The following is a 13,152-nucleotide window of genomic DNA, read 5'->3' on the forward strand; positions in this document are numbered from 1 at the left end:
CTTCTTCAGCTGCTGTATCGCCGGCACCTACAATTGCAACATCCTGACCTTTAAAAAAGAATCCGTCGCAAACCGCACAAGCTGAAACACCAAAACCATTGTATTTTTGCTCACTTTCTAGTCCCAACCACTTTGCAGAAGCACCAGTAGCAATAATAACGGTATCAGCTGTAATTATCTTGCTTTCATCAATGATTACCTTATGAGGGTTAGATGAAAAATCAACACTACTAGCATATCCAAAACGAATTTCAGTGCCAAAACGCTCTGCTTGCTTCCTAAAGTCCTCCATCATTTCAGGGCCCATTATTCCTTCTGGATAACCTGGAAAGTTTTCTACATCAGTCGTTTGAGTCAATTGCCCCCCCGGAACCATACCCGTGTACATCACCGGTTTTAAATCAGCACGAGCTGCGTAAATAGCTGCTGTATACCCTGCAGGACCAGATCCAATGATCAGGCATTCAACATGTTCAATTTGTTCAGACATATTTTTAATATTTATTACAAAAATACGGATTTGGGGGCGTAAAGGCAACCATCTTTTTCCAAAGAATTAAACATTAAATCATTTGAGTACCTATATTTGAAATTAATAGAAGTTTAAAGCTAATTTTAATACCTAAACTCAGTCTTTTTCCTAATATTACATCTCAATACTAAAAAATTCAAGGCCGTTATGTTGCAATATTTGGAATCTATTAATTATCGTTTTTTACTCATTTCCTTATTCTTTTCTATCAGCATCAATGCATTAGCTCAAAAAAAGAATGCTCAATATGAGTTAAAAATTAGGCCTATTAGCTCAGAAATTAAAATTGATGGTATCATGAATGAGAAGGCTTGGCAAGATGCTGATTTAGCGAGTAAATTTTTCATGGTCCAGCCTATGGATACAAGCTACGCCCAAATCCGTACTGATGTTAAAATGAGTTATGATAAAGACTTTTTATACATTATTGCCATTTGTTATCATGAACCAGGCCCCTATTTTGTTGAATCTTTAAGACGTGATTTTGCTTTTGGGAAGAATGATAATTTTTTAATTTTCATGGACCCATTTGATGATCAAACAAATGGATTCTCCTTTGGCTCAAATGCAGCTGGTGCCCAATGGGATGGGATCATGTACGAGGGTAGCAAAGTGGATTTAAGTTGGGATAATAAATGGGAATCGGTAGTTAAAAATTATGAAGATCGATGGGTATTTGAAGCTGCAATTCCTTTTAAATCAATTCGATACAAGCCTGGAATCACAAAATGGGGCATAAATTTTAGTCGTTTGGATTTAAAGTCCACTGAGAAATCAAGCTGGGCTCCTGTACCACGTCAATTTGCAACTGCATCGCTTGCCTATACTGGCAATTTGGTATGGGATCAACCTCCTCCAGTACCAGGACAAAATATTTCTGTTATCCCCTACACTCTTGGCGGACTTTCAAGCAATCATTCATTGAACCCAATTAAACGTGATCAAAGAGGAGAAATTGGTGGTGATCTAAAAATTGCTATAAATTCGTCGCTAAATCTCGATTTAACTGTAAATCCTGATTATTCACAAGTTGAAGTTGACCGACAGGTGCCAAATCTGGAGCGATTTGAATTGTTTTTCCCTGAAAGGCGGCAATATTTTCTTGAAAATGGAGATCTATTTTCAAATTTTGGCTATCAAAATATTCGACCATTTTTTTCTAGAAGAATCGGACTAGGTGTTCCTATTCAATATGGTGCTCGTTTAAGTGGTAAGCTTAACAAAGATTGGAGAGTAGGTTTAATGAATATGCAAACAGAGAAAACTGGAGCCTCAGATCCGGCACAAAATTTTACTGTGATGGCACTCCAAAGAAGAGTATTTGCTCGCTCAAATATTGGAGGAATTTTTATTAACAAACAATCTCTTAATCTTAACCCTGAAAATGTAGCTGCAGGCATATCAAAATATAATCGGGTTGCTGGTATAGAGTATAATTTAGCATCCTCAAACAATACTTGGACTGGCAAGGCTGTTACTATGAAATCTTTTAGTCCCAATGGTGGAAATAAGGATATGATGCAAGCAGGAAACCTACGCTATTGGACAGGAAATTGGGATATCAATTGGCAGCATGAATACGTTGGCAGCGATTATAATGCTGAAGTCGGCTTTGTTCCAAGAAGAGGTTACATCAGCATAAATCCATCAATTGGATACCTTTTTTTTCCGAAAAAAGGTAAAATTCTTAGCCACGGACCTAAATTATTTTCAGGAACCTATTTTGATGAACATTTAAACCGTACAGATTACACTAATTACCTTGCATATAATTTCACTTTTCGAGATAAAACTACATTTACAAGCTGGATAGCGAATGATTACGTAAGATTACAAAGACCTTTTGACCCCACAAACCGAGGTGGTGCTACTTTAGCAACAGGTACCGAGCATAGTTGGGAGGCTTTCGGTATGGAATTTTCTTCAAGACCTCAAAGTCTCTTTACAATGGCTTTATCAACTCGCTATGGCGGATATTATGCAGATGGTAATCGTTTAAATATCAGCAGTGAGTTTGGATACCGATTTCAACCTTATGTTAGTGTGGCATTAAGCTCAAGTTATAATGATATCCGTTTACCAGAACCATGGAATACAACTAAATTTTGGCTTATTGGTCCTAGATTGGATGTAACCATGACTAACAAGTTGTTTTTTACAGGTTTCGTACAGTATAATGAGCAAAGCGATAATATCAACTTAAATACACGTCTGCAATGGCGTTACAAGCCTGCTTCAGATTTGTTTATTGTGTACACTGATAATTATTTACCTGCCCCATTCTCGGTAAAAAACAGGTTTTTAGTCCTTAAAATGACTTACTGGTGGAATATTTAAATTAGCCCTCATTAGCCTTTAATAATCTAATGAAATTCAATCCAAGGATTTTTTTAACATTTGCTTTTGAGTAACCACGATTAATTAGAGCATCAGTAATTAAAGGATATTTGGAAACATCTTCTAATCCTTTGGGGTAAGATTCAGCTCCATCATAATCTGCACCTAAGCCTACATGTTTTGCTCCTACAAGCTTTACCATGTAATCGATATGATCAATTAATAACGATAAAGGGGCTTTAATTTCTTCAATTTCAGATTGATATTTTTTATTGATTTCTTCTTGTGCCAAAGATCTACTTCCAAGTTTACTACTCAAGTCAATGAGCTCTTTTTTATGTCTTGAATTAAAATTACTGAACTTTACCGCATAAGTACTGTCTAAAAAACCACTATAAAAATTAACAAAAATAACACCTCCTGTTTTTGCGATGGCTTTAATTTGATCATCCTTTAAATTCCGCTGATGGGCATTAAAAACATAAGCAGAGCTATGTGAGGCCATAACTGGTTTCTGTGACGCCTGAATAGCATCATAAAAGGTTTTTTCACCAACATGCGATAGGTCAACAATAACTCCCAAATCATTCATTCTGTGAATGATTTTAATACCAAGATCACTCAGACCTATTTGTTTTAAACTATCTCTTTTAAAGGTTTCTTCATATGCTGAACTGGCCCAAGGAGTACTATTATTCCAAGTTAGAGTCATGTAGGTCATTCCACGTTTAGCCAATGAATCCAGATTTTCAAAGGTATTTTCTATCATGTGTCCGCCTTCAACACCAAATAAAGCGGCCATTTTACCATTCTTGATAGCCATTTTAAGCTCTTTAGCGGTTCGAACCTTAGCAATTAAACTAGGGTGACGCTTAACTAAAGCATCAAGCGAATCAATTTGTCGGTTTGCTAAATTAAAACCGCCAGTATAATCGCTCCAGACAGAAAAAACTTGAACATCCAATCCGCCCTCTTTAGCACGAACCAAATCAAAATTTCCTCCCTTTTGTCTTAATCCAATATCTATCCCAGATTTAATTTGATCTGATAAGATATCGCCATGAGTATCAACCACAATGGCCTTTTTATGGAATTTAGAATTTGATTGTCCAAATGCATTCAATGATGCTATGAGAAACAAAAGGAATAACGTTTTTTTCATCCTATAAAAAATTAGGTTTGTAAAACACCAGGGTTAAATAAGTTTTCAATTGGCGATTGATTTGCGGCTTCAATTCCCATAGAAATCACTTTTCTTGTCTCAAGCGGATCAATTATTCCGTCTACCCAAAGCCTAGAAGCGGCATAATACGGCGTAGTTTGGCTATTATAGCGATCGGTAATTTCTTTTAGCAATTCATCTTCTTTTTCCTTGGTAATTACTTCACCTTTTGCCTTTAAAGATGCTTCTTGTATCTGTAACAATACTTTTGCTGCTTGTGAGCCTCCCATTACTGCAATTTTTGCCGAAGGCCATGCATAGATCAATCGAGGGTCATATGCTTTTCCACACATGGCGTAATTACCTGCACCATAGGAATTTCCAATCACAATTGTAAACTTAGGTACAACAGAATTAGCAACTACATTTACCATTTTGGCGCCGTCTTTTATTATTCCACCTTGCTCAGACCTACTTCCGACCATAAATCCAGTAACATCTTGAAGAAAAACTAAGGGTATTTTCTTCTGATTACAATTCATGATAAAACGAGACGCTTTATCAGCCGAATCTGAATAAATAACGCCTCCAAATTGCATCTCCCCTTTTTTGCTTTTAACTACTTTACGTTGGTTTGCCACAATTCCCACAGCCCAACCATCAATGCGTCCTAAGCCGCAAATAATACTTTGTCCGTATAATTGTTTATACTCTTCAAATTCAGAATTATCGATTAAACGATGAATAATATCCCTCATATCATAGGGATTTTCTCTGTTACTCGGTAAAATCCCGTAAATTTCCTGCTCATCTAATTTTGGCGAAGCAGGCTTTATCCTATCAAAACCAGCATTTTGAGGAGCACCAATCATGCTCATGATATTTTTAATGGAATCTAAACAAGCAGCATCATTTGGATGCTTATAATCGGTCACACCAGATATTTCACAATGTGTTGTTGCACCACCTAGAGTTTCATTATCAATATCTTCACCTATAGCCGATTTTACCAAATAACTACCTGCTAAGAACACAGAACCTGTTCCTTCAACAATCATAGCTTCATCACTCATGATAGGCAAATATGCTCCCCCAGCAACGCAGGAGCCCATAATTGCCGAAATCTGCACGATACCTTTGCTACTCATTATGGCATTATTGCGGAATATTCTACCGAAATGCTCCTTGTCTGGGAATATCTCATCCTGATAGGGTAAAAATACTCCTGCAGAATCTACTAAATAAATAACAGGTAAACGATTTTCCATCGCTATTTCCTGTGCCCTTAGATTCTTCTTGGCAGTCATGGGAAACCAGGCACCAGCTTTAACTGTGGCATCATTGGCTATAATTATACACTGTCGACCAGAAACATAGCCTATACCGCAAATTACGCCTGCCGATGGGCATCCACCAACCTCTTTGTACATATCTTCGGCTGCAAAGGCACCAATCTCTAACCAGCGACTTTCCTTGTCAATCAAATAACTAATTCGCTCGCGAGCTAGCATTTTCCCCTTCTCCTTTTGCTTTGCAGCAGCTTTTTCTCCACCCCCAGCATAAATCTTTTTCAATCGATTTTTAACCTCGTATGAAAGCTGCTTATTGGCATCTTCGTTTTTATTAAACTCTAGATTCATATTGGCAATTTAAGCGTTAAAAAAATGAAAAAAGACAATTAAATTAATATGTCAATGAAGCGATACGGCCATCACTACCAGTCAAGATGACCAATTTGCCCGACTTAGCCTTTCTTGCCGTGTGGTAGCCTAAAATCGATAAATTACGCCATGTTTTACCACCATCGTCTGAAAAATCGGTACCAGTCGGACCAGTTGCGATTAAACTTTGTTTAGAAAGATATTCAACTGCAGAACGATATCCAAAAGTAGAAATTAATGGCTTTTGCCATGATTTTCCACCATTTTTGGTTATCAATAAATTATTTACTCTTGAGGTATCATTTAGATAATCGCCACCAACTGCTACTCCCAATCCTTTTTTACGAAGAGCAATTGAAAAAGGACCTGTAGAGCTTTTACCTTGAATTATTGGGCAATCATAAGCATCCCAAGATTGACCATATTCTTTAGAGTGAAAGAGTCTTGATTTTAACCCTCCTGTAGCAATCCAAGTATTACCCTTTGAATCACAACGAATGGTAGTCCCGCTAGCTGCAAAGCTAGCTTCGCCAACATGTAGATTAATGGTATTATTATCACTAATATTTTCCCAGTTAGCACCCCCATCATTAGTTTTTAACAAAACCATTTTTTGATTTATTGGATCTCCATAAATAATTCCTCTTTCTGAATCCCAAAAATCCATACCATCTAAAAAAATATCAGGCGATTCATTTCTATAAACCTCTTTCCATGTAATTCCACCATCAATTGTAAGTAAAATTACTGCGGGACTTCCGGCATTTATTAAAATAGCTTTCGAGTCAGAAAAAGCTTCTATATCTCTAAAATCAAGGTTTTTATAAGCCGATAATTGATTCCATGACCATATTTTTCCGCCATCTAAACTACGTGCTACCCAACCTTTACTGCCACTAATCCAAGCAACTGAATCATTTACAACCGACAAGCCACGCAAGCTTGTATTTATGCCAGAATCTATCGGATTTAAAATTTGAGCCTCTGATTGAAAACAGATTAGAAAGAAAAAAATAAATAAGAAAGACTTAATCATTTTACGCGAGTCCAACTTTCGGTTCTCCCCAACATTGAAAAGCCAACAAAACCTCTCACATTTATTTTGTCTGGGCTTTGCGGACTTATTTTACAGCTATAGGTTTTCCCAGTTTTGGGATCATAGATACTTCCCCCTTCCCAAATATTATCACTAAAAACAAAGTCCTTTAAGATAACTAATCCCAAAATGGGAATTTGACTTAATGAAGTATTGGGATTATTTTTATCCAGCTTTGGTTTTCCATCAGGATTGTTGGGCACCTTCATCCATGCTATTTTACCATAATACTTACCTGCACTAGGATAAATTTGGATATGTGCTTCACCGCTGGCATTAAGCCATTTTCCAAGAATTTGATCCTTGTTTTGAGAAAATGCACTGATGCTGAAAAACATCAGGAAAATAAATATAAGACGCTTGTTCATAAAAAATAATTGATCTAATATAAAAATAGGGATAATTTCAAATTATCCGACTAATCATAGAGGAAGATTTGAAATTTAAGCCCATAATTACAATTATAAGACAAAAATTATTTAGTTCTCTTTTCAAGCCATTTTCTTGCATTTACGAATGCCTCAAGCCATGGTGATACCTCATCTTTTTGAGCTCTTTCAGGGTAATTTGCCCAATTCCATGGAAAAATCGATCGCTCAATATGAGGCATTGTTACTAAATGTCTTCCTGTTGCATCACACATCATAGCAGTATTAAAATCCGAACCATTCGGATTTGCAGGATAGTTTTCATACCCATATTTTGCAACTATTTGATATTCATTTTCAGAATTTGGCAAATTGAATTTACCCTCACCATGTGAAATCCATACCCCTAAAGTGATACCTTCCATTGAGGAAAGCATAATTGAATTATTTTTTTGAATTTTAACTGATGTGAAACCACTCTCATGCTTATGAGATGTATTATGAAGCATTTTACCATGCTTTTGATGCTCTGGATTGATTAATTCAAGCTCCATGAATAATTGACAACCATTGCAAATACCTACTGAAAGCGTATCCTCACGCTTGAAAAAGTTCTTTAGTGCAGTATTTGCCTTTTCATTGTATAAAAAAGCACCTGCCCAACCTTTAGCTGACCCAAGAACATCCGAATTGGAAAATCCTCCAACAGCCCCAATAAATTGAATATCTTCAAGGTTTTCTCTTCCCGAAATTAAATCAGTCATGTGTACATCCTTCACATCAAAACCTGCTAAAAACATAGCATTGGCCATTTCACGTTCTGAATTGCTCCCCTTTTCGCGAATAATAGCTGCTTTTGGTCTGGATGCACCTTTAGCAATAAATGGAAGCTTACCATCAAAATTAGCAGGAAAATGGAATTTTAATGGCTGAGACTTATAATTTGTGAATCGCTCTAAGGCCATTCCATTTTTCGACTGCTTTGAATCCAATAAAAATGAAGTTTGAAACCAAGCATCTCTAAGTTCAGAAACATTGAAATTAAATGAATCAGCATTGTTTTTAATATTCACAACATTGCCTTCCATAACAGTCCCAATATTAAAAATTTCAATATTATGCTCCGCAAAAACTGATTCTACAGAAGAATCTGCTTGGAAAACTACAGCAATATTTTCATTAAATAAGGCTTTTACACTGTCATTCTCTAATAATAAACTTAAGTCGAAATTTGCACCAAGATTTACATCAGCAAAGCACATTTCTAAAAGCGTGACTATTAATCCCCCACTACCAACATCGTGTCCTGCTTGAATTTTACCTTCTTTAATTAAATTTTGAAGTACATTAAAGGCTGTTTTGAAATAAGATGCATCTCTAATTGTTGGAACTTCAGAACCTATTTTATTTAAAATTTGAGCAAAAGAAGAGCCACCAAGTTTGAAAGTGTCTTGTGAAAGATTGAGATAATAAATATTACCGCCGTTTCGCTTTAAAACGGGTTCTATTATTTGATTGATATTAGAGCAATTTGCACCAGCCGAAATAATTACCGTACCAGGGGCGATTACCTCTTCATTTGGGTATTTTTGCTTCATAGATAGCGAATCTTTACCCGTAGGAATATTAATTCCCAAATCGATAGCAAAATCCGAACATGCTTTTACAGCTTCATATAAACGAGCATCTTCACCTTCATTTTTGCATGCCCACATCCAATTTGCTGACAATGAAACTGAAGATAAGCCCTCCTTAAGTGGTGCCCAAACTATATTTGATAAGGCTTCAGCAATAGCTGTACGTGAAGCTGCAGCAGGGTCAATCAAGGCAGCAATTGGCGAATGTCCAATAGAAGTTGCTAAACCCTCTTTTCCCTTGAAATCTAATGCCATCACCCCCACGTTATTTAGAGGTAATTGAAGGGGACCAACACATTGTTGCTTTGCGACTTTACCACCAACACAGCGGTCGACTTTATTAGTTAACCAATCTTTACAAGCAACAGCCTCTAATTGCAAAACTTGATTAAGGTACTTTGGAAGATCTGATGCAGTATAATTTAATTCGGCATAAGCTCTATTCACTGTTTTATCAGCCATGACAGTCTTTGGCGAACTTCCAAAGAAATCCTCCAAAGCATAATCCATTGGTTTTAAACCAGTTGATTTTGATGCAAATGTAAAACGATGATCATTAGTTACATCTCCAACTTCATACATCGGAGAACGTTCACGGTCGGCAATACGCTTCAATATATCAATATCTTCTTGACCAATCACCAAACCCATGCGCTCTTGCGATTCGTTACCAATAATTTCCTTTGCGGATAAAGTTGGATCTCCTACAGGTAGTTTATCCAAATCAATTAAGCCTCCAGTAGCCTCCACTAATTCAGAAAGGCAGTTTAAATGCCCTCCAGCACCATGGTCATGGATAGAAACAATTGGATTGTGATCACTTTCCACTAATCCACGGATTGCATTTGCGGCGCGCTTTTGCATTTCTGGATTTGACCTTTGAATAGCATTCAGCTCAATTCCAGAACCGAAGGCACCGGTATCTGCAGAAGAAACAGCAGCGCCACCCATTCCAATTCGATAGTTTTCACCTCCAAGAATTACAATTTTATCTCCGGCTTTAGGAGTTTGTTTTATTGCTTGATTGAGTTTTCCATAACCAATACCACCAGCTTGCATAATCACCTTGTCAAAGCCTATTTTACGACCATCTTCTTGGTGTTCAAAGGTTAAGATAGAACCAGCGATTAAAGGCTGTCCGAATTTATTTCCAAAATCAGAAGCACCATTTGAAGCCTTTATTAAAATATCCACCGGTGTTTGGTATAACCAGGGGCGTTCAGCCATTGCATTTTCCCACTCAGCACCCTGATTATCTGCAGAGTTACCTCTTTCAAGACGAGAGTAAGAAGTCATATAGACTGCTGTACCTGCTAAAGGCAAAGAACCTTGCCCACCAGCCAAACGATCACGAATTTCACCTCCTGATCCAGTAGCAGCTCCATTGAATGGCTCAACTGTAGTCGGAAAGTTATGAGTTTCTGCTTTTAATGATAATACCGATTCAAACTCCTTTTCCTCATAAAAATCAGGCTTATCTGCACTTTTGGGAGCAAACTGTACCACTTTAGGACCTTTTACAAAAGCTACGTTGTCTTTGTAAGCCGATACAATATCATTTGGATTGGTTTCCGAAGTTTTGCGAATTAGCTTAAATAGCGAAGTGGGCTTTTCTTCCCCATCAATGATAAAAGTTCCATTAAAGATTTTATGACGACAATGCTCAGAATTAGCTTGAGAAAATGCAAAAATCTCAGAATCTGTCAGTTTTCTATTCAATTTGACAGATAAATTATTTAAATATTCAACCTCTTCTGTGCTTAACGCAAGTCCTTCAGATTGATTATATGCAGAAATATCATTGATTTCTAAAATGGGCTCAGGACTAATTTTTACAGTATAAATTTCTTGGTTGAGCTCAGTGTATTTTTGAAAAAGCATCGGATCAAAATCATTGAAATCTGCTGGAGCTCTTTCAAATTCTTCGATACGAATAATGCCTGAAATACCCATATTTTGAGTAATTTCTACTGCATTTGTACTCCAAGGTGTAATCATTGCTGCTCTAGGACCGATAAAATAACCTGGCATTTTCTGACCATCTGCTTTTTTAGACTCCCCAAAAAGCCAATTTAGTTTATTAACATCATCTGGAAGTATCTCTTTACTTGTTTGAACCGCATAAATTTTATCGAGTGGGGAGGCAAAAAAATGGATCATTTAACGTTTTCTTTGGGTACCATTAATACTGAAAGCAAAGTTAATTTTTTTATGTGAAAATGGGAGACTGAATATGATTTGAAATGACAAATTTTATCATTGTAAACTGCATCATAAATCAACATAAATTTAACTGTAGCGAAAATCACTAAATATTATACCTCCTCGCTATTTTTCTATCTTTTAATATGAATTAAAAGCAAATCTTATATATTTGCATTCCAATCTAAAAATAGCTAGTATTCGGCTTTAAAAAGATTTGTAAAAAATCACCTATGCCCAGGTGGCGAAATTGGTAGACGCACCACTTTGAGGGGGTGGCGCCTTAACGGGTGTGGCAGTTCGAATCTGCTCCTGGGCACTTAAAATACTTGTTTAATCCCAAAGCAAGTAAAAAGACGATTTTAAATTGAAAAATCCTGACTTCAATAATATTCAATTGAAAATAATTTTCTCGAAACAAGCTCAAGAAAATTCTCGAAAAATCATAAATCCAATTCTAGCCCATCATAAGCCATAAAAACTCCTGCAGGCAGTATTTGTGCAACATCAAAATGAAGACCTAATTTATGGCTAATATGTGTTAAATAAGTCCTTTCAGCACCTATTTCTGCAGCAAATTCCAAAGCTTCATCAAGAGTAAAATGTGAGATATGCTTTTCTCTTTGTAATGCATTAATTACTAATATTTTAGACCCTTTAATTTTCGATTTCTCCTCCGGACTTATTGTTTTAGCATCAGTTATATAGGTAAAATCACCTATTCTAAAACCAAAAACAGGAAGTAGATAATGCATTACTGAAATCGGCATGATATCGACTCCAGCAGCTTGAAAGGACTCTCCTTCCGAAACATCGTTTAATTTTAAACGCGGAATTCCAGGATAATTATTGCCAGAAAAAACATAGTGAAACTCCTGCCTAAGTGCTTCTTGAACCCGAGGGTGAGCATAAATATCAATTTCAGACTGCTGTTTGTGATTGAAAGCTCTAACATCATCTAATCCAGCAACATGATCTTTATGCTCATGTGTATATAAAATAGCATCTAATTTTTTAACCCCTGCACGAAGCATCTGAAATCGAAAATCAGGTCCTGTATCTACAATTATTACTTTCTCGTCAATTTCTATAAGAACTGAAACACGAAGTCGCTTATTGTACTTATCCTCCGACTTACAAACCTCACATTCACATGCTATTACTGGCACGCCTTGTGATGTTCCTGTTCCTAAAAATGTAACTCTCAAAGTTCTAATTTTAATTGTTTTAAATCGGAAAGAAAAGCTTTTTGCTTATCATCAAGCAAAGTTTCATCGCTATCAGTCCTTTGTAACAAATCGGCAAGCGCATTGATTTTACTCTCTAGATTTGAAAATTTATTAACAATAATAACCCTACTATTTTCTAAAAGACAAGAACCAGTCTTAAAATTGCCTCTCTCATATCTTAACTTAAAGCCAAGAGATTTTAATAAAGCCTCTAATTTATCAAGAGTATGCTGTGTATAGCTGAGTGTCATTGCATTCAAAAATAATAAAAAAGGGCTTAAACGCGATACGATTAAGCCCCTAAAATAAATTTTATAAAACTATCTTAGATCTACCAACTCCACCCCAGGATAAAGCTTTGAATCAAAGGTAAATGTTGATTCTGGAACCTTTACATTCGGCATAAATGTTTTGATAGTATAGGTATATCTATTACCGTTTTTATCGAAAATTACAGCATTCATTATTTGCTTAGTTAGTTTATCAATTTGTAGCCTAACTTTAAAAAAGGAACGTTTTCCGTCAAGCGGAGTTAAATCGATAACATGCAAAGTTTTACCATTTAACTTGGTATCATTGGTATAAACCGTCTTAAATCCCTTTTCATAAATAGTGAAAAGTTTTGCTGGATTAAGTGCATCAGACGAGTTATCTACTTCACTTAATTGCACCTCCTTGTCGGCTTTTAGGTAAGTCCACTGATTTTTCCCATCACTTATCAACTCCTGCCCTTTCAAAATAATTTTGTATTTATTTAATTTAGATTTTACAATTAAAGTCCCCAATTGAGTTTCCTTAATCTTAGCCTGAGGGTTTTCAAGAGTATATGAAAAATCTGTTTTAACAACATCATAAGCACGATATTTTTTTGAAACTTCTGCTAATATTTCCTTAGCCTTAACTTCACTTTGTGCATAGGCACTAAATC

10 protein-coding genes and 1 tRNA gene are annotated in these 13,152 nt (G+C 36.1%); 2 read left to right on the forward strand and 9 right to left on the reverse strand.

What is annotated here, in order from left to right; all coding sequences use genetic code 11:
- Positions 1–490: NAD(P)/FAD-dependent oxidoreductase (locus tag ACIQ0D_RS07645; protein ID WP_395804329.1), on the reverse strand; the 490-nt coding region annotated here is incomplete at its 3' end.
- A gap of 189 nt (positions 491–679) precedes the next feature.
- Between ACIQ0D_RS07645 and ACIQ0D_RS07650 the strand changes: the two genes are divergently transcribed.
- Positions 680–2,869 carry a DUF5916 domain-containing protein gene (locus ACIQ0D_RS07650; protein WP_395804331.1) on the forward strand — a complete coding sequence of 730 codons (2,190 nt, stop codon included), beginning with the start codon at positions 680–682 and terminating at the stop codon, positions 2,867–2,869.
- 1 nt (position 2,870) lies between these two features.
- Here ACIQ0D_RS07650 and ACIQ0D_RS07655 read toward each other — a convergent pair whose 3' ends face one another.
- From ACIQ0D_RS07655 to purL, 5 genes are all read right to left on the reverse strand, one after another.
- Positions 2,871–4,031, reverse strand: a complete 1,161-nt coding sequence (locus tag ACIQ0D_RS07655) for a dipeptidase (RefSeq protein ID WP_395804333.1) — start codon at positions 4,029–4,031, stop codon at positions 2,871–2,873.
- Positions 4,032–4,042: 11 nt separating this feature from the next.
- Positions 4,043–5,671, reverse strand: a complete 1,629-nt coding sequence (locus tag ACIQ0D_RS07660; protein WP_395804335.1) for an acyl-CoA carboxylase subunit beta — start codon at positions 5,669–5,671, stop codon at positions 4,043–4,045.
- Positions 5,672–5,714: 43 nt separating this feature from the next.
- Positions 5,715–6,728 carry a WD40/YVTN/BNR-like repeat-containing protein gene (locus ACIQ0D_RS07665; protein ID WP_395804337.1) on the reverse strand — a complete coding sequence of 338 codons (1,014 nt, stop codon included), beginning with the start codon at positions 6,726–6,728 and terminating at the stop codon, positions 5,715–5,717.
- On the reverse strand, positions 6,725–7,156 hold the full coding sequence (locus ACIQ0D_RS07670) for a DUF2147 domain-containing protein (RefSeq protein WP_395804339.1): 432 nt from the start codon (positions 7,154–7,156) through the stop codon (positions 6,725–6,727). Before ACIQ0D_RS07670 ends, ACIQ0D_RS07665 begins: the two co-directional genes overlap by 4 nt.
- A gap of 107 nt (positions 7,157–7,263) precedes the next feature.
- A complete protein-coding gene (gene purL, locus ACIQ0D_RS07675) occupies positions 7,264–10,953 on the reverse strand; it encodes a phosphoribosylformylglycinamidine synthase (protein ID WP_395804340.1) in 3,690 nt (1,229 codons plus the stop codon).
- 277 nt (positions 10,954–11,230) lie between these two features.
- Here purL and ACIQ0D_RS07680 point away from each other — a divergent pair.
- A tRNA-Leu gene (locus tag ACIQ0D_RS07680) sits at positions 11,231–11,314 on the forward strand.
- Positions 11,315–11,438: 124 nt separating this feature from the next.
- On the opposite strand, the gene ACIQ0D_RS07685 is transcribed toward ACIQ0D_RS07680, so the two are convergent.
- The 3 genes from ACIQ0D_RS07685 to ACIQ0D_RS07695 form a co-directional block, all read right to left on the reverse strand.
- Complete coding sequence (locus tag ACIQ0D_RS07685; RefSeq protein WP_395804342.1) at positions 11,439–12,203, reverse strand: MBL fold metallo-hydrolase; 765 nt, start codon at positions 12,201–12,203, stop codon at positions 11,439–11,441.
- Entirely contained in the window at positions 12,200–12,475 is a 276-nt protein-coding gene (locus ACIQ0D_RS07690; protein WP_291401761.1) for a hypothetical protein, read from the reverse strand. Before ACIQ0D_RS07690 ends, ACIQ0D_RS07685 begins: the two co-directional genes overlap by 4 nt.
- Before the next feature lie 69 nt (positions 12,476–12,544).
- The coding region (locus tag ACIQ0D_RS07695; protein ID WP_395804344.1) for an outer membrane lipoprotein carrier protein LolA at positions 12,545–13,152 on the reverse strand (608 nt) is incomplete at its 5' end.

The sequence above is a fragment of the Daejeonella sp. genome (assembly GCF_044342615.1).
In the GTDB taxonomy this organism is placed as follows: domain Bacteria; phylum Bacteroidota; class Bacteroidia; order Sphingobacteriales; family Sphingobacteriaceae; genus Daejeonella.

Excerpts from the sequence above, each read along its gene's own strand:
- ACIQ0D_RS07650 (WP_395804331.1), top strand. The coding sequence starts at position 680 with ATGTTGCAATATTTGGAATCTATTAATTATCGTTTTTTACTCATTTCC.
- ACIQ0D_RS07655 (WP_395804333.1), bottom strand. The coding sequence starts at position 4,031 with ATGAAAAAAACGTTATTCCTTTTGTTTCTCATAGCATCATTGAATGCA.
- ACIQ0D_RS07660 (WP_395804335.1), bottom strand. The coding sequence starts at position 5,671 with ATGAATCTAGAGTTTAATAAAAACGAAGATGCCAATAAGCAGCTTTCA.
- ACIQ0D_RS07665 (WP_395804337.1), bottom strand. The coding sequence starts at position 6,728 with ATGATTAAGTCTTTCTTATTTATTTTTTTCTTTCTAATCTGTTTTCAA.
- ACIQ0D_RS07670 (WP_395804339.1), bottom strand. The coding sequence starts at position 7,156 with ATGAACAAGCGTCTTATATTTATTTTCCTGATGTTTTTCAGCATCAGT.
- purL (WP_395804340.1), bottom strand. The coding sequence starts at position 10,953 with ATGATCCATTTTTTTGCCTCCCCACTCGATAAAATTTATGCGGTTCAA.
- ACIQ0D_RS07690 (WP_291401761.1), bottom strand. The coding sequence starts at position 12,475 with ATGACACTCAGCTATACACAGCATACTCTTGATAAATTAGAGGCTTTA.